At 67.2% G+C, this 17,562-nt stretch carries 15 protein-coding genes and 2 tRNA genes; 10 read left to right on the top strand and 7 right to left on the bottom strand.

The window, feature by feature from the left end:
- The first annotated feature begins 377 nt into the window (after positions 1-377).
- The 5 genes from D892_RS0102380 to D892_RS48280 all read left to right on the top strand — a co-directional run bounded on the left by D892_RS0102380 (position 378) and on the right by D892_RS48280 (position 4,593).
- Complete coding sequence (locus tag D892_RS0102380) at positions 378-884, top strand: DUF4365 domain-containing protein (RefSeq protein WP_024799712.1); 507 nt, start codon at positions 378-380, stop codon at positions 882-884.
- Complete coding sequence (locus D892_RS0102385; RefSeq protein ID WP_024799713.1) at positions 884-2,020, top strand: hypothetical protein; 1,137 nt, start codon at positions 884-886, stop codon at positions 2,018-2,020. The genes D892_RS0102380 and D892_RS0102385 overlap by 1 nt, the downstream gene beginning before the upstream one ends.
- 280 nt (positions 2,021-2,300) lie before the next feature.
- Positions 2,301-3,125, top strand: a complete 825-nt coding sequence (locus D892_RS0102390) for a hypothetical protein (RefSeq protein WP_156959350.1) — start codon at positions 2,301-2,303, stop codon at positions 3,123-3,125.
- Positions 3,126-3,274: 149 nt separating this feature from the next.
- Positions 3,275-3,883, top strand: coding sequence for an Arm DNA-binding domain-containing protein (locus D892_RS48275; RefSeq protein ID WP_232235959.1), 609 nt, complete (start codon positions 3,275-3,277; stop codon positions 3,881-3,883).
- Between the two features lie 104 nt (positions 3,884-3,987).
- The gene (locus D892_RS48280) at positions 3,988-4,593 is read left to right on the top strand and encodes a site-specific integrase (protein WP_232235960.1); all 606 of its coding nucleotides are present in this window, start codon (positions 3,988-3,990) and stop codon (positions 4,591-4,593) included.
- 87 nt (positions 4,594-4,680) lie between these two features.
- Here the strand turns inward: D892_RS48280 and D892_RS0102400 are convergent.
- Positions 4,681-4,754, bottom strand: a tRNA-Met gene (locus tag D892_RS0102400).
- Between the two features lie 365 nt (positions 4,755-5,119).
- A tRNA-Met gene (locus tag D892_RS0102405) sits at positions 5,120-5,193 on the bottom strand.
- A 598-nt stretch (positions 5,194-5,791) separates the two neighbouring features.
- Between D892_RS0102405 and D892_RS0102410 the strand changes: the two genes are divergently transcribed.
- Positions 5,792-6,343, top strand: a complete 552-nt coding sequence (locus tag D892_RS0102410) for a transglycosylase family protein (RefSeq protein WP_024799715.1) — start codon at positions 5,792-5,794, stop codon at positions 6,341-6,343.
- Between the two features lie 88 nt (positions 6,344-6,431).
- Here D892_RS0102410 and D892_RS0102415 read toward each other — a convergent pair whose 3' ends face one another.
- Complete coding sequence (locus D892_RS0102415) at positions 6,432-9,431, bottom strand: UPF0182 family protein (RefSeq protein WP_024799716.1); 3,000 nt, start codon at positions 9,429-9,431, stop codon at positions 6,432-6,434.
- A gap of 216 nt (positions 9,432-9,647) precedes the next feature.
- On the opposite strand from D892_RS0102415, the gene D892_RS0102420 reads away from it, so the two are divergent.
- On the top strand, positions 9,648-10,244 hold the full coding sequence (locus D892_RS0102420) for a PPA1309 family protein (RefSeq protein ID WP_024799717.1): 597 nt from the start codon (positions 9,648-9,650) through the stop codon (positions 10,242-10,244).
- A gap of 70 nt (positions 10,245-10,314) precedes the next feature.
- Here D892_RS0102420 and D892_RS0102425 read toward each other — a convergent pair whose 3' ends face one another.
- Entirely contained in the window at positions 10,315-11,340 is a 1,026-nt protein-coding gene (locus tag D892_RS0102425) for a PDZ domain-containing protein (RefSeq protein ID WP_198036816.1), read from the bottom strand.
- 50 nt (positions 11,341-11,390) lie between these two features.
- Between D892_RS0102425 and D892_RS0102430 the strand changes: the two genes are divergently transcribed.
- Positions 11,391-12,812, top strand: a complete 1,422-nt coding sequence (locus D892_RS0102430; protein ID WP_024799719.1) for a zinc-dependent metalloprotease — start codon at positions 11,391-11,393, stop codon at positions 12,810-12,812.
- 21 nt (positions 12,813-12,833) lie between these two features.
- On the opposite strand, the gene D892_RS0102435 is transcribed toward D892_RS0102430, so the two are convergent.
- Both D892_RS0102435 and D892_RS0102440 read right to left on the bottom strand, forming a co-directional pair.
- The gene (locus tag D892_RS0102435) at positions 12,834-13,166 is read right to left on the bottom strand and encodes a helix-turn-helix transcriptional regulator (protein ID WP_024799720.1); all 333 of its coding nucleotides are present in this window, start codon (positions 13,164-13,166) and stop codon (positions 12,834-12,836) included.
- Positions 13,167-13,336: 170 nt separating this feature from the next.
- A complete protein-coding gene (locus tag D892_RS0102440) occupies positions 13,337-14,362 on the bottom strand; it encodes a MaoC family dehydratase N-terminal domain-containing protein (RefSeq protein ID WP_024799721.1) in 1,026 nt (341 codons plus the stop codon).
- Between the two features lie 373 nt (positions 14,363-14,735).
- On the opposite strand from D892_RS0102440, the gene D892_RS0102445 reads away from it, so the two are divergent.
- Together D892_RS0102445 and D892_RS0102450 are read left to right on the top strand one after the other, a co-directional pair.
- Positions 14,736-15,605, top strand: a complete 870-nt coding sequence (locus D892_RS0102445; protein ID WP_024799722.1) for a hypothetical protein — start codon at positions 14,736-14,738, stop codon at positions 15,603-15,605.
- Between the two features lie 81 nt (positions 15,606-15,686).
- Positions 15,687-17,030, top strand: coding sequence for an AarF/ABC1/UbiB kinase family protein (locus D892_RS0102450; protein WP_024799723.1), 1,344 nt, complete (start codon positions 15,687-15,689; stop codon positions 17,028-17,030).
- 110 nt (positions 17,031-17,140) lie between these two features.
- Here D892_RS0102450 and D892_RS40220 read toward each other — a convergent pair whose 3' ends face one another.
- Positions 17,141-17,425, bottom strand: coding sequence for a WhiB family transcriptional regulator (locus tag D892_RS40220; protein WP_051498967.1), 285 nt, complete (start codon positions 17,423-17,425; stop codon positions 17,141-17,143).
- Between the last annotated feature and the right edge of the window lie 137 nt (positions 17,426-17,562).

Genomic DNA, 17,562 nt, shown 5'->3' on the forward strand with positions numbered 1-17,562 from the left:
GTCGTACACCATGACGCTCCGGTCGTCTCGGCTACGGCCAGGCCAACGTCCTCGCCAATCCCCTGCCACGAACCGACCGGCTGACAGAGCAGCTGCTGACCTCCGATCCGGACATGGCCGAAATCGACTGGCCTCGTTATCTGGGAGTCCCGCTGTTCATCGTGCTGCTCACCGGACGTCGGGGTCTGCTGTAGCCGACTGGGCCGCTGCCGGGACACCAGCCTCGGAGGTCTACGTGCGGAAACCAGCTGTAAGACTTAGGAGTTCGGCGAGAATTGAGTGGTGACGAAGAGGGAGAGCGGGAAGACACCACTCGACATATGGCAGCACGACCTGGTCCGCCGTAACTTTTTGTGGTCAGCCGACGAGATCAGGGCATGACCGTGCTGGCGATCCCGCATCCGGACTATGGGTTGAGCCTCAACGGCGCCAAGTCGCGGTACAGCCTGTCCTACTTGTATGCAGTGTGCTCTCAGGCGGGATGCACTGTGCTGGAGACGCCTCAGGATTCTGATGTTCACGCTGTCGACGCCACCGTTCAGTTCGCTGAAGCTGATGTTCGCGTCCAGATGAAGTGCTCCAGCACATATCGGATGACTGGGTCGCACATCCGGTTCCCACTCCAGCCGGACTGGATCGACAAGTGGAAGAAGCACCAAGGAGCCACGTTCGTTGTCCTTGTCCTTGTTCCCAAGGACAAGGCCGACTGGGTCGAGTACGGTGCCGACACCCTGCATCGAACGCAGGCGTACTGGGCCAAGTTCGACAGGACCTCGACGGAGAAGTCAATCGTTATCCCCCGCACCAACCGATTCGGTGTCTCCACGCTCGCCGAGTGGCACGCTGAGTTCGCGAACGACTTCGGAGAGGAGGCAGCATCCTGATGTCCAACGACGACCTGCTCACACACACCAAGGCGTGGATGCTGCAACACGGCTGGAACGAGGTCTCCGAGGGCGCAGCCGGATGGATGTGGAGGCGCACCACACCCGGTGAAGATCCTCGAAAGGTCGCCATCGTCCGAGACCTCGCCAGCGACAGCGTCGCATTCAACGGCGTCGTCCAGCGCCTCGCGGCAGCACACGGAACGCCCGCCGACGAAGTCGAGCGCAGACTACGGTGGTGGGACACAGATGTCACCATGCTCCGCGCCGCCAACGACAGCGTGATCGCCGATACGATCCCCCTCACCGCGGGTGCAGTCATGGTCGAATCCGCACGACTGATGTATCGAAGCTCGGCCACCGCTGCCGTACGGCTCCGCCCTGAGATCAGCGGTGGATACTCGAAAATCGGCGACGACATCAGCGACACCGTGAGGATGGGCCATACCGAGCGGGGCTCGTATGTCATCCCCGTCTACGTGAAACTGAGCGACCCCGAACCAGTAGATGACGAACAACCGACACTGGAAGGGTTGGAGCGCCGATCGGTCGCGACAGTGGAGTCGGCGGAACGTCGAATGACTCGAACCTTCGCCCAAGCGATGCAAGCCGTCCACGATCACGTCGTCACGCCAGAACATCTGCCGAGAACTGACGAGGTGATCGGGCTCGTCTCCGCAGGGGTGACACGTGAGTTCGTGTCGGCGATCAGCCGCGTCCTCGCGGAAGATGCAGTAGCGGAATTCGAAACGCGTTTCGAGTGGGCCTCCTCGCAACCGACCCCCGCTCGCATAGTGCAGACAGTCAGCGTTCCCGCAGCAGCCAAGGAGAAGCTGACTCAAACGGTCCGAATCCTGAAACGATCAAAACGGCGGGAATTCAACGTCATGACTGGCCCGATCGTCACCGTAAGCAAGTTCCCAGAGGATCCGATTGTCTACGCGACGATCAAGACGGTCCGAGGTGGCCGCCCCTGCAACGTCACCGCTTACACTGGCACCCCGCTGAAGACGGTCACAGAGTGGATGAACACCGGTGAGACAGTCCAACTACAGGGGGTAGTGGATCGTGGCAGCAGCGGCCTGGTCGTACGGAATCCGCGGGGTTTCGGGCCTATCGCATTGCCTACAGAATGACCGCGCGGACACGGCCAGGCGAGTGCTGTAAATCGATGCGTTGGTGAACCCACAGATTCGACTGAGGTATCACCGTCCTCGAATACCTCTGGGCCACAGCGTGTCCGAGGCGTCCCCCGGGGCCCAGGCGTTCGTCGGCGCAACACACCAGCCCGGCGTCGCACTCGAAGGTGGCGTACGGCGCGGCCTGTAACCTCGACGTCGGTCGCTCTGGCTGTGCACCACATGCGCTGGGGCGAACAGGATCCGGGCGGCATCCGTGTGCCGGCCAACGACAAACATGGGCGATGAAATGGATGCTGACCGGCGGGCGCACGAGTATGCGAAGTGCACGTACACGTTGACCCACCAGCCCGGTCTCGACGGTCGCGAGGCCGTGTTCGACCAGGCATTAACCAACGGGCTCACCGTACTGGTCGCGCATACGTGGCCAGGCGAGGAAAAGAAAACTGTGCGCGGGACGGTGATGATCAAGTCGGCGAACGAGCTGCTGGACGTGATAAAGAACAAGACCGGCGGCACCGGCCGTGTCCCGCACGACACGGACAACCCGGTCACCGATCTCCCCGACACACACGACCCGCTGGTGGTGCTGCCGTTCACCCAGGTCGACGTCGCGTTGTTGAAGGCTGCGGTCGTCGCGACGCAGGCGATCCGTCATGCCCGGGAGACCGGTTCCGACACCGACAGCGCGTTGACCGTCGAGCATCTGGCCGCACTCGCCGCGCTGGACCGGCATCCGAAACTGGGGGGGATTACGTGGGTACAGATCGACAGGGACTGGGAGAGCAACCGCGCCGCCGACGACATCGAAGTGGACCGTGCGCATCGCTACCTCGACGCCCTCGGTAACTCGGCGGAAATCGAACGGCGGACTGCCCTGGATTACGAGGTTGAGGCGTTCGAGCGTCCCGACGAACCGGTGGATGTGGAGATGTGCCCAGTGTGCGGGGAGGCCGCGTTCGTGGCTCGTAGCCGCGATGGCATGACTGCGACCATCGGTGGCGGGCATTGCTGGGTGTGCTCGTATGAGCGCACCGCGTTGGTTGCCGAGCAGATGGCGGTAGACGCTCATATCGAGCGGGCTATGGAACGCGACGACTGACCGTTTGGGGCCGTGCGGCGACGATCGACACAACCCCCTTATGTCGTCTGACCAGCAACCCCATCCACCCACCGGCAGGGGCCGCTGCACGTCGTGACCGCCCGACTACGGGCACTCCTCGAGCAGGAATCGTCCGAGCAGGACGCCGCATGAACAAGGGCCACGTCCGCAAACGCGGGAAGACCTGGTACTACCAGTTCCGGCTGCCGAACAAGAAGCCCAACGGCAAACCCGACTACGAGACCAAAGGCGGGTTCGCCACCGAAAAACAAGCCTGGGCCGCCTGCCGCGACGCCATGAAAGCGGTCGAGCAGAACAAGCATGTCAAGCGCTCGACAATCACCCTGCGCACCTACCTCGTCGATCAATGGCTGCCCGCGATCAAGATGATTGTCGACGCCACCACCTACGGCAACTGGGAAGATCTGATCACCGCCTACGTCGTACCCCGGCTCGGCGACGGCGACCTGCAGAAACTGACCGCGCCGATGCTAGTGTCGTTCTACGCCGACCTGCTGGCCAACGGACGCATCAAGCCCGACAACAACATTCGCATGTACGAGTACTGGTCCACGACGGGAAACGACCGACACCACGAGAGATCACCACTGCCTGCGGTGTCACCATCCACGCAGCCCGGGCAGCCGTCCGAAGATACAAATCCGGCCGGATCCCGACACCGAAACCACCTGGCCTGCAACCCAAAACAGTCCGCAACATCCATATCGCTCTCCACCGCGCACTCGTCGACGCCGTGAACATCTGGAAATACCGCGTCGACAACCCAGCCGACAACGCGAGACCACCCCGAGTAGCCGAAACACGACGACCGGTCTGGACACCCGTACAGGCCACCCAGTTCATGGACCGCATTCGCTTCGACCGGTTCTACGCACTGTTCCGCCTGGAACTGACCACCGGCCTACGTCGCGCAGAGATCTGCGGAATGCGCTGGTCTTCACTCGATCTCGACGCCGGAGCGCTGTCAGTGCATCAAGGCCGCGTCGTCGTCGCCGGGCACGCTCAAGACTCTCAGGTCAAAACCGACGACTCCGCCCGCTGGATCGCCCTCGACGCCGAAACAGTCCGAGCACTACGGGCCTGGAAAGCGATCCAGGACGCCGAACGCGCACTCTACGGCGACGACTACCGCAACACCGACTTCGTCTTCACCTACGAAGACGGCCGCCCCGCCCACCCCGACTCGGTCCGGGAACGATTCAAGCGCCTGGCCGCCCGCGCCGGGCTGCCCGAGATCCGCTTCTACGATCTGCGCCACACCTACATCACCGGTGCCCTGATGGCCGGAATCAACCCCAAAGTCGTCAGCCAACGCGTAGGCCACACCGACGTGGCATTCACTATGGAGACCTACCAACACGTCCTGCCCGGCATGGACGAAGACGCCGCCGCCATCGCAGCCGCGCACCTACTGGGCGGAACACCACGGACACCACAGCACAACTGAAACTTAGTTTGGCTAATGATGCCAAACGTGATGCCAAACCGAACGAAAAACGGCCCCGGAACCATGGTTCCGGGGCCGTTTCCCTAGTAGCGGGGACAGGATTTGAACCTGCGACCTCTGGGTTATGAGCCCAGCGAGCTACCGAACTGCTCCACCCCGCGTCGGGTAGGTGCAACCTTACGCACTCGGGGCCGAATAACCAAAACGGACTCGCGGGCCCTTCCGGTCGGCCCGATCCGGCCCGTGGCCCGTCGGGGGCGATCCGATCATCAGGTGCCCCAGAACAGGTGATCGTCAGCCCGTGCCGCGCGGTCGGGGCGGTACACGACTCACCCCGGTCGAACGTCAGTCCGGTGGAATTTTGTGACCACCTCGGCCGGTCACAATGCTCCTGCTGCACAGCGGGCTCGGCAGAGCGATCGAACCGCGAACGACCGAGGCGGGAGCGCTACAAGGGACCCGCACCACGAACCTCCGGACAATGCGAAACGGCCCCGGAACAAGATGTTCCGGGGCCGTTCCCTAGTAGCGGGGACAGGATTTGAACCTGCGACCTCTGGGTTATGAGCCCAGCGAGCTACCGAGCTGCTCCACCCCGCGTCGGTGAACACAACATTACACACACGTGCTGTCGGTATACAAATCGTATGGTCAGAGCCGATTTCGGGGGTTTGGAGATGATCATGAACGCCCACTCCCGGACGCAGCGATCGAGCCGCTGTGAGCAAAGCCACACCGGCCACACTGGCTACCATCCGGCATCGCTCGACACCCTGCCCGGACGACCAAGCGGACCCCGCGTCACCGACCAACGCCGACTACCTCAACCCCCCGCGCACACGCGCGTTGCCCGGACAACCCCCAGGAAACGTGAACCGGATCACAATCACAGAGTGATATGCAACACATAACGAACACATAACAGACCGACCAGAATAGCCAAATGCAGCATAGCTAGTCTGCATCAACGCTTTAAAAGCAGTTATTCGCATCATGCATTCCTCCTGTTATCAAGACGTGATCTGTTGAAATCTGTTCGTTACCGTCGTGCTCGGCCCTGAACGACCACGTGACGGGCACCGACCCGAACCGCTGCACGCCGGCGACCCTGCCCCGCGGTTCGAGGGATCCCCGACCTCCTGGGGGCAGGGACACGGCGGACGATCGCCATGCCGGTGGGCGCGGGGAGGGAAATACGATGCACAAGAACCGGAAGATCAGCAGTCGCGCCCTCGGCCTCGCCGCCGTCACGGGTGCCCTTGTTGCCGTCCCGTTCGCCATGTCCAGCACGGCTTCGGCCGCCCCGGCGCACGACTGGGACGGTGTCGCCCAGTGCGAGAGCGGCGGCAACTGGAACATCAACACCGGCAACGGCTACTACGGGGGCCTGCAGTTCACGCAGAGCACCTGGCATGCCAACGGTGGCAGCGGCAGCCCCGCCAACGCGTCCAAGGAGGAACAGATCCGCGTCGCGGAGAACGTGCTCGACTCGCAGGGTGTGGGCGCCTGGCCGGTGTGTGGCCAGTACCTGCGCTGGGGTGCCGGCTCCGACGACACCGCGGCGGCCGAGCCCGAACCCGCGCCGCAGGAGCAGGCGCCGGCCCAGGCTCCCGCCCCGTCCGAGCGGCAGGCCCTGATCGATCAGGCCAAGAGCACGGGCGATCAGCTCGCCGGCCAGTTCGGTGTCACCGATCAGTACCAGCGGATCCTGCAGCAGAACAGCGGACTGATCGAGTCGCTCGGCCGCTGACCCGAAGACTCCCCTTCCATACCGGGAGAACCACCGACGGCGCTGCCATCATCGATGATGGCAGCGCCGTCGGCCGTGTGCGGGTCCCTTATCCCCCGGCCTTGTTGTAGGAGTCGACGGCCCGTTGCAGGGTCTCCAGCGCCTGGCCCAGCTGCCCGAGATCGCCGGATCGCTGCGCGTCCTGGACGCCCTTCAGGGCGTTGTTGAGCTCCGTGACCGCGGCATCCCTACCGGCCGATCCGGTGGACGGCGTGGCCGGGGGCTGCACGGTCTGGCTCGACGGCGGCGCGGTGCCGTTCTGGCCGGTCGGTGGGCTGGTCGCCGACTGCTGGCCGGGCTGCTGGGTCGCCTTCGCGCCCAGGCCCTCCTGGACGTCGTCCAGGGCGTCGCCGAGGGTGGCCTGGTACCCGACCTTGTCACCGGCGCTGGCCAGCACCTTGACCAGCTGCGGGAACGACGCGGCGTTCGGGCCCGCGTTGCGCTCCAGATACCACGGCTCCACGTACAGGATGCCGCCGTCGCCGATCGGCAGGGTCAGCAGGTTGCCATATTTGATCTTGTTGGTATTGCCGCCGGTGAGCACCGTGCGGTCACTCGACACCCGCGCGTCGGTCGTCATCGACGTCTGCACCTGCTGCGGGCCCGGTGTCTGCGAATCCGTCGGCAGCTTGCGCACCGTGAACTGGCCGTAGTTCTCCGGATCGGAACTCACCTGGATGTAGGCGGCCAGGAACTGGCGTTTGTAGCCGACCATCGCGCTGGTCAGGTTGAACGACGGCTTACCCGTCTTCGGATCGCCCAGCAGCAGGTAGTACGGCGGCTGGTGGGCGTTGGTCGGGGTGTCCGAGGTCGGGTCGCTGGGCACCGACCAGAACGCGTTGGTGGTGAAGAACTCGCGCGGATCGTTCACGTGGTAGCGGGACAGGATGTCGCGCTGCACCTTGAACAGGTCCTCCGGATAGCGGAAGTGCGCCTGCAGTTCGGGGGTGATCTCGCTCTGCGGCTTCACCGAATTCGGGAACACGCCCTCCCATGCCTTCAGCACCGGATCCTTGGGATCGGTCTCGTAGAGGTCCACCTTGCCGTCGTAGGCGTCGACGGTGGCCTTCACCGAGTTGCGGATGTAGCTGACCTCCTTGCGCGGCAGCACCCGGCCGGTGTCCTGATCGATCGAATCCTCTATCACGCCGTCCAGCGAGGTGCGCTGGGCGTAGGGGAAGTTGTCCAGCGTGGTGTAGCCATCGACGATCCACTTGATGCGGCCGTCGATCACCGCGGGATAGACGTCGCCGTCGGCGGTCAGCCACGGCGCCACCTGCTGCACCCGGTCGCGCGGGTTGCGGTTGTAGATGATCTTCGAGTCGTCGCCGATCGCGCCGGAGAACAGGATGTTGCGCTCGGCGTACTTGGCGGCGAAGGCCAGCCGGTTGAACCAGTTGCTGATCGGGACGCCGCCGGCACCGGTGTAGGTGTACTGCGATGTGCCGGTGTCGTATTCGCGCGGCGGTTGGCCGTTGCCGCCGACGATGGCGTAATCGGCATCGGACTTGGCGATCTGCTCGCCGTAGTAGATGCGCGGCTGGTCGACCTTGATCGCCTGCTTGTCCTTGGGCGTGAACAGATCGCTCACGGTGGACTGATCGCCGACATTGAACGTCGGATAGCCGTAGCCGCCCGAATTGGATCCGGCGGAACCGGAGGCGGCCTGCTGGGTCTCCTTCGGCGGCGCGACGTTCACGCGGTTGGCCGGCGCGGCGACGAAGCCGTTGCCGTGGGTGTAGACGGTGTGCCGGTTGATCCAGTCGGTCTGGTTACCGGACAGGTTCTGCGGGACCAGTTCGCGGGCGCCCACGATGTAGTCCTGGACGTCGCCGTTCACGGTGTAGCGATCGATGTCCAGGGGGTCCGGGAAGCCGTAGAAGTTCTGCAGCTGCTGGCGCTGAACGAAGGTCTGCGACAACAGGTTCGGATCCAGCAGCCGGATGTTCTGGATGGTCTGCTGGTCGCTCGGGATGGTGGCCGGATCCTTCGTCGGGGTGCCCTTGTAGTCCTGGTACCGGACCTTGTCGTCGGTGAGGCCGTAGGCCTGCCGGGTGGCGGCGATGTTGCGTTCGATGTACGCCGACTCCTTGGTCGCCGCGTTCGGGCGCACCTCGAACTGCTCGACGATCAGCGGCCACACCGCGCCGATCAGGATCGACGACAGCACCAGCAGCGCCGCCGCCATGGCCGGAACCCGCAAGTCCTTCAGGACGATTCCGGTGAAGAAGGCGAGCGCGCAGATGACCGCGATCGACATCAGGATCAGCTTGGCCGGCAGCACGGCGTTGATATCGGTATAGGAACCGCCGGTGAACGTGGGCTCCTTGCGGGTGCTCGACAGCATCGAATACCGGTCGAACCAGTAGGCGATCGCCTTCAGCAGGACGAAGGTTCCGGCGATCACCGCCAGCTGGATGCGGGCCGGGCGGGTCAGGGTGCCCTCGCGGCCGGCCAGACGCAGGCCCCCGAAGACGTAGTGCGTCACCAGGTTCGCGAAGAAGGCGATCACCGCCGCGACGAACAGCCAGTTCAACAGCATCTTGTAGAACGGCAGATCGAAGGCGTAGAAGCCGACGTCCAGGCCGAACTGCGGATCCTTGATGTTGAACGCCCCGCCGTGCAGGAACATCTGCACCGTCACCCAGCTGGACTGGGCGACCAGCCCGGACAGCAGGCCGACCAGAACCGGGATGCCGATGCCGAACAGCCGCAGCCGGCCCATCACCGTGGTGCGATACCGCGCGATCGGATCGTTGGGACCGGCGACCGGCACGAACACCGGGCGGGTGCGATACGCCGCCAGCATCGCCAGCCAGATCACCAGGCCGACCACCACCGCCACCACCAGGAACAGCAGAATGCGGGTCACCAGCACGGTGGCGAAGACCCGGCGGAAGCCGAGCTCACCGAACCACAGCCAGTTGGTATAGGCGTCGACCAGGCGCGGCCCGATCAGCAGCAGTGCCGCCAGCACAAGGGCCGTCACCAGCAGCACCCGGCTGCGGCGGGACAGCGAAGGTAAGCCTGTCGGGGGGCGCATGCCCACGATTCCACTCTCCCAGGGGTCCGGCGGCGCGCGACTTCCCGGCCGGCACACCGCAGTCCGATGTTGCGGAGGTCCCTGCGGACCGTCTCTCGCGCCCCACTCTACGTAAAACGGGTCCGCTTGGATGACCGTCCCTGCCCGTGTGCCGCCACATCCGCAGAATTGGGTGGCACCGGCCGGCCGCGCCGCGCCCGCCGGCCCCTAGACTCTGCGCGCGTGACCATCGCTAATCCGTCCTCCGCTCTGTTCCGCTGCATCCGCGAGGTGGCCGAGTACGCCGACGGCGAAGGGTGGGATCGGCCACCGCAGCTGTTCGCGCTGGTGCCGACCGCGGACCTGGTGGCGGCCGAGCCGAGCCTGGAGGATCAGCTCGGCGACGGCGCGGAGCTGACTCCCATTGCGCAGGAACCGCTTCCGGACACCGTGCGCGAGGACCCGATGGCGCTCGAGGAGTTCCTGGCCACTACCAGCTGGTCACCGGCGGTGGCCGGATGCGTGCTGGTGCAGCAGATCGTGGTGCTGCCCCCGGACGCCGAGCAGACCCTGGACGATGCCATCGTCCCGCTGCTGGCCGACCGCGACGCCGCCGATCGCGCGGCCCGCTACGCCGCGGTCACCCACCCCGGACGCCGCGACGCCCGCCTGTTCGCCGGCGTGCTGCGCGACGGCGTCTCGCTGTGCCTGCTGCAGGTCCGCCCGGACGAGGCGGACGAGGACCCGTTCGGCGACCTCGACCTGCGCACCACGCCCAACCTCGCCCCGAGCCTGGTCGAGGCCCTGCACCACACCCTCGAGACCGAGCCGGACGACTGATACCGCGACGGCGCCCGCGCCGTTGCGGTGCCGCCCGCGATCGTTCCGGCGTGCCGTGGACCAACCGCGACTAACCGCAGCTGGGAGTGTCGCGGCCGGCGTTGATGTCGCCGAGGGATTGCACTGCGCCCGTGAGGGTGTCGACCTTCACCAGCCGCAGGCCCTCGGGGATGCGCTGGCGCGCCTCGTTGCAGTTGCCGGCGGGCACCAGGAAGGTCTCGGCACCGGCCTCGCGGGCGGCGATCATCTTGTACTGGATGCCGCCGATCGGGCCGACCTCGCCGGTCGTATCGATGGTGCCGGTACCGGCGATGAACTTGCCGCCGTTCAGCTCTCCGGGGCTCAGCTTGTCGATCAGCGCCAGGCTGAACATCAGCCCGGCCGACGGGCCGCCGATATCGGCCAGGTTGAAGGTCACGTCCAGCGGACCCTGCGGCACCTCTCCCGGCGTCACGCCGAGATAGCCCTTCGACTTGTCGTCGGGGCGCGCGCCGAGCTTCACCTCGACGGGCTGCTCGGCGCCGTCGCGGCGCACCACGAGCGGGACCACCGCGTCGGGCTGGGCCGCCCGCACCGCGTCGATCACGTCGGCGGAGGTGGTCACCGGCTTACCGGCCACGCTCACCAGCGCGTCGCCCTTGCGCAGTAGCCCGTTGGACGGGCCGTCCTCGGCGACCGAGCGCACCTGGACCGTGGTCGGATACTTCAGGTAGTGCAGCGCCGCGAGTTCCGCGTTGTCCTCGGAGTCCTTGAAATCCTGCTCGTTGGACTTGTCGATCTGATCGCGCGGCACGCCGGGCGGGTACACCTCCGAGCGCGGCACCAGCCCGTAGCGGCCGTCGGCCCACAGCACGAACGCCTCGAAGATATTCAGCCCGTCGCGAACGGACACCGTCGTCATGTTGAGGTTGCCCGCGGTCGGATCCACCGGTGAACCGGCCACGTCGACGACCTGCTTACCCTCGACCTCGCCCAGCGTATTGAAGGTGGGACCGGGGCCTAACGCGACGAACGGCACCCTGACGGCACTGCCTATGACGCCGAGTACGAGGACGGGGACCAGGGCTGCCAACAGCGTGAGGATCCGGCGATTCACCCGGCCCACAGTAGCGGCTCGGTTCTTGCCGTCCGCGTAGCCTGAGGGTTATGAGCGACGTGCCATTCGGATTCTCGAACCGCGATGACGATCCCGACCGCGACAAGCGCGGGGATCAATCCGGTTCCGGTGCGAACAACCCGTTCGCCTTCGGGATCGGGGGCCCGGGCGCGGGCGGGTTCGATCCGTCGCAGCTCGGGCAGATGTTGACCTCGCTGGGCCAGATGTTCTCCACCATGGGCCAGCCGGGTTCGGAGTCGGGCGGCCCGGTGAACTACGACATCGCCAAGCGGCTGGCCCGCCAGCAGCTCGGCTCGTCCGTCGAACCGGTGACGCCGGGTACCCAGCGCGCGGTGGCCGACGCGGCCCACCTGGCCGAACTGTGGCTCGACGCGGTCACCACGCTGCCCGCCGGGGCCTCGAAGACGGTGGCCTGGACGCCCAACGACTGGATCGAGGAGACGCTGCCGACCTGGCGCCGGCTCTGCGATCCGGTGGCCCAGCAGGTGTCGGGCATGTGGACGTCGACGCTGCCCGAGGAGGCGCGGGAGTTCGCCGCGCCGATGATCGGCATGCTCGGCCAGATGGGCGGCATGGCGTTCGGATCGCAGCTCGGCCAGGCCCTGGGCCAGCTCGCCAAGGAGGTGCTGACCTCCACCGACATCGGCCTGCCGCTGGGCCCGGACGGCACCGCGGCGCTGCTGCCGGAGGCGATCACCGAGTTCAGCAAGGGGCTGGAGCGGCCGGAGAGCGAGATCCTGGTGTATCTGGCCGCCCGGGAGGCCGCGCATCAGCGGCTGTTCGGGCACGTGCCGTGGCTGCGCCAGCAGGTGCTGGGGGCGGTGGAGGATTACGCGCGCGGCATCAGGATGGACTTCTCGGCGATCGAGGAGGCGGCGCAGAACATCGATCCGTCCTCCCTGACCGACCCGTCCAAGCTGGAAGAACTGTTGTCGCAGGGCACCTTCGAACCGCAGACCACACCGGAGCAGAAGGCCGCGCTGGAGCGGCTCGAGACGCTGCTCGCGCTGATCGAGGGCTGGGTGCAGGTCGTCGTGACCGACGCCGTCGGCGACCGGCTGCCCGGCGCCGGCGCGCTGTCCGAGACGCTGCGCCGCCGGCGCGCCACCGGCGGCCCCGCCGAGCAGACCTTCGCCACCCTGGTCGGCCTGGAACTGCGGCCGCGCAAGCTGCGCGAGGCCGCCGCGCTGTGGCGGCGCCTGACCACCGACGCGGGCGTGCAGGCCCGCGACGCGGTGTGGGCGCACCCCGATCTGCTGCCCAGCTCGGAGGATCTCGACAATCCGGCCGGCTTCATCGACGGCGTGATCGGCGGCGGCACGGACGCCTTCGACGACCCGCTGGCCCAGCTGGCCGAGACCGAGGCCCGCGAGCGCGCCGAGGGCAGGAAGGCCCAGGGCAAGAACACCGAGGACGAGAAAACGGACGACGAGAAGCCGGACGACGACTAGCGCACGCCCCGGCCCCGGGTGTCAGAGGGTGTGGCCCAGTGCGGCGACGAGTTCGGCGATGCGCTGTTCGTCGCGTTTGTAGTGGGTCCACTTGCCGACCCGCGTCGATCGCACCAGGCCCGCCCGCTCGAGTTCCGCCAGGTACGCCGAGACCGTCGACTGCGCCAGGCCGGCCTTCTCCTGGATGTGGCTGACGCAGATCCCCACCTCGTGCGGGTCGGCGATCGCCCGCTCCATCGGAAAGTTCCGCTCGGGGTCGCGCAGCCACGAAAGCAGTTGCAGCCGCATCGGATTCGCCAGCGCCCGCAGGGCCCGCATCAGATCCGGGTCCGGTGTGACGCCACTTTCCACCATGCGTCCCAGAATAATCACGCAGTGCCACAACCGACCGTTCGCTACGTCCTCGCGGCGGATCGACGATCGCACGGGCGGCGCCGATCGCAGGCACGGCGTCGATCGCAGGGACGGCGCCGCTGGGAACGATCCCTCTCGGTCGGCGGCGGACCGAGATCCCGGCCGGGATGTCAGGCGAAGCGGGCCTCGGCGGTGGCGTAGCCGAACAGCTTGCGGCCCTTGGCCGTTGCCTCGATGACGACGGTGGCGGTGCGGCGGACCGGGTTCAGCCAGGTGACCCGGCCGCGGAATTCGACGGGCGTGGGTTCGGCGGTGCCGACCGGCAGGTAGTGCATCTTGGGCGCGTACTGCACCCGGTACTTCGTCACGGCGGTCGGGTCGCCCAGCCAGGACGAGAGGTATCCGGCGGCCAGGCCGAGGCTGAGCATGCCGGGTGTCGCGGCGACCGGCGGGGGCGCCGGCGCCCGGTCGTCGGCGACGAGCCCGCCCGGCCGGCCGACCACGCTGGCGTGGTGCATCACGTCGGCGGAAGCGAGGGCGTGCCGCCGGACCGGGAGTTCGGAACCGACCCGCAGGCCGGTGAAGTCGATCACCGGCTGCGGCGAACGGGTCACCGCCACACCCCGATGCCGGATCGGCAGATGGTCGCCGGGACCGGCGGTGCGCGGCCGGTGCCGGGCCGGAACGAGTTCTAGCCCGCGCTCGTAGCCGATCGGTCCGGCGCCGCGCGCGGAGAGCCGCTGCGTGTGCACCAGCAGCGTGGAGCTGCCGACCGTCACGATCTGCCCCGGTTGATCGCGCAGGGTGGTCGTCATCGAGACGATGTCGTAGTCGCGGTAGTGCCGGAACGACTCGAAATGCACATCGCAGCCGACCCGGTCGCCCGCCAGCAACGGGCGCAGGATGTCCAGGGTGCGGTCGGCGTGCAGGATGCGGCCGATGTGGAAGCCCGGCACCAGGGCGGCCAGGGTCTCCTCCTCCGCCCGCATCCACACCATGGTGGCGAAGGTCGGCGGCGCCACCAGGGCGCCGAAGCCGCGGGCAGCGGCAGCGCCGGCATCCAGATGGATGCTGTCGTCGTTGCCGACCGCCCGCGCGTAGTCGCGGATGCGGGCGGCGTCCACCGTGAAGGTGTTGCGCGAACGCAGTCGTTCGTTCGATGCCACGTGCGGGACGTCGACGGATGCGCTTCCCATGATGCTCCTTTGCAGCGGATCCGGGCCGAACCGTTCGGGCGGGTACTTCGGTGCGGAACATCCATTGTTTGCCCACATCCGGCCCCACTCACTCGGGTACGCCGATGATCTGGATAAATCACCGCCTGCGGACGAACCCGTTGTGAACACCACAACGAGCCGCCCAGTGGCCCAGACGGTTTACGCAGACCGTGTCCCGAAAGATCTGCCCGGCTGGGGATCGGCCCGCCGTCCGGCGGCGGGGAGGACACCGGCGAGCGGCCGGGGACAGCCCGGTGTCCTGACGGAATGCCCTGTGGATGGGCGGCGAATCCTGGGGATAACCAGCGCTTTTCGCGGACCGGGAGACGGGCGCGGTGCGGATACTGCCGCTATGACCATATTTCGGCCGCGCGGGCCGATGTTGCATCCGCGGGTGGCGGTGCTGCGGCGCCCCTCGGGGGTTGTTCAGTTGGGCTGGGATCCCGAGCGGGCGGTGCTGGTGAACCCGCCGGGGATCGACGCGGAGCCGATCGTGGAATTCCTGCGACTGCTGGACGGCATGCACAGCCATCCGCAGATCCTCTGGGAGGCAAATCGTCTCGGGCTCGCGGCCGGCGAAACGCTGCGCCTGCTGGCCGATATCGACCGAGCCGGACTACTGGTCCGGCCGCAGCCGCAGGTGGCCGTGCGGGTGGTGCACGTACACGGCCGCGGCCCACTGTCGGAGGCCGTGGCCGCGGGGGTGCGCCGGCTCGGCCTGCGGCCCGGCCGTTCCCGCGATCTCGACACCGAGCTTCCGGTCGACGGCTGGGGCGCCGATGTGGTGGTGCTGGCCGATGCCCTGGTGCCGGAGCCGCATCTGGTGAACGACCTGGTCCTGCGGCGGATCCCGCATCTGCAGGTGCGCATTCGCGACGGCCGCGGCGTGGTCGGGCCACTGGTACTGCCCGGCGGCACCAGTTGCCTGCGATGCGCCGACCTCACCCGCCGCGATCTCGATCCGAACTGGCCGCACCTGGCCGCCCAGCTGCTCGGCCGCGTCGGCTACGGCTCCCCCGCGATGATCGCGGCCACCGCGGCCCTGGCCCTGCGCGATCTGGAGATCATCGTCGGCGGGGTCCCGGACCCGCCGCCGCAGACCCTCGACACCACCCTGGAGCTGGATCCGAACAGCCACCGCGTGCACCGCCGCGGCTGGCGCCCGCACGCCGCCTGCGGCTGCCGCGCCGTCCTCACCGGCCCGCCCGATCCGCGACTGTGACCGATCCCACCCCCGGTCACGACCCGGAAGTTCACTCGATTCCCGTGGCACACCGCGAGGTTCGTCGGCCATGATGGAACGGTGTCTGAGATTGTGCGTCGTCCCTCGTCCCGGAATGCCAAGCTGGCCAAGATCCCGCTCGGGATCGCCGGCCGGGCCGCGGTGGGATTCGGGCGCAGGCTCGCGGGCGGCGACCGGACCGAGATCAGTGCCGACCTGAACCAGAAGGCCGCCGAGCAGCTGTTCGCCGTGCTCGGTGAGCTCAAGGGCGGCGCGATGAAATTCGGCCAGGCGCTGTCGGTGATGGAGGCCGCCGTCCCGGAGGAGTTCGGCGAGCCCTACCGCGACGCGCTGACCCGGCTGCAGGCCGCCGCCCCGCCGATGCCCATCGCCGACGTGCACCGGGTGCTGGATCAGCAGCTGGGCACGGGCTGGCGCAAGCGGTTCGCCTCCTTCGACGACGAGCCGGCCGCCTCGGCCAGCATCGGCCAGGTGCACAAGGCACAGTGGTCCGACGGCCGCACCGTCGCCGTGAAGGTGCAGTATCCGGGCGCCGACGAGGCGCTGCGCGCCGACCTGAAGACGCTGAACCGGATGACGGGCATGATCGGCTCGGTCATCCCCGGCGCCGACGTGAAACCGATCCTCGCCGAGATCACCGAGCGCACGGAGGAGGAGCTCGACTACCGCACCGAGGCCGCCAATCAGCGCGCCTTCGCCAAGGGCTTCGACGGCCACCCGCGGTTCGTGGTGCCGAAGGTGGTGGCCGGGGCGCCCAAGGTGCTCGTCACCGAATGGCTGGACGGCGAACCGGTTTCGGCCATCATCAAGCGGGGCCAGGAGGATCCGCAGGGAACCGTCGAGCTACGCAACCGGGTCGCCGGGCTGATGGGCGAGTTCCATTTCTCCTCCCCCTCGGTGGTCGGCAAGCTGCACGCCGACCCGCATCCGGGCAACTTCATGATGCTCGCCGACGGCCGCCTGGCGGTCATCGACTTCGGCGCGTGCGCGCCACTGCCGAACGGGTTCCCGCCCATTCTCGGGCAGATGGTGGCCCTGGCGGTCGAGGAGCGCTTCGACGAGCTGACCGAGTTGATGTATTCCCACGGATTCGTCATCCCCGGCCGCACCATCACCCATCGGGAGATCGCCGACTACCTGCGTCCGTTCACCGATCCCATCCAGACCGAATCGTTCCACTTCACCCGCAAGTGGATGCAGCGCGTCGCCGGCAAGGCCACCGACCTCAGCCGTCCCGAGGTGAAAACCGGTATGTCCCTGCAACTTCCGCCGGAGTACGTGATGATCTTCCGCGTGCTCGGCGGCTCGATCGGGATCTGCGCACAACTCGACGCCGAGGTGCCGTTCATGAAGCTGATGCAGGACTGGGTTCCCGGTTACACCGAATACCGAACCGCCGGTTGAGATTTCGGTGCCGGCGGGAGACCGCCCGGCACCACTCCGCGGAAAAGGGCGAGCCCCGCATCTCGAACAGAGATGCGGGGCTCGGTCGGAATTCGGATCATGCGCGCGCATTACGCCACTGCGACCTTGCGCGGGCGGCCGCGGGGCCGCTTGCGGGCGATCACGACACCCTGGTCGAAGATCTCACCGCCCCACACGCCCCAGGGCTCGCCGCGGTCCAGCGCGGCGGCAAGGCAACCCTTGCGGATGGGGCAGGTGGCGCACAGGGCCTTCGCCTCCTCCAGCTGTGCCGGGCTCTCGGCGAACCACAGGTCGGGGTCGCCGACCCGGCAGGGCAGGTTGAGGGTAACTCCCCGGTTGCGGGAGGTCGGGGCCACGGTCGGGCAGCATGTCACGCGAGGAACGGTCGCGGTAGACACGTCGTCTCTCCTTCAGCTCGTGCAGCGGTCGTTTCGTTCTTCCGCGAAACCGGTGCCGGTGGCTGGAGAGCCGGTAAAAACTATGGCCACGGTTTCGCTTCGGGCGATCCGTG

The organism is Nocardia sp. BMG51109, assembly GCF_000526215.1.
GTDB lineage: Bacteria > Actinomycetota > Actinomycetes > Mycobacteriales > Mycobacteriaceae > Nocardia.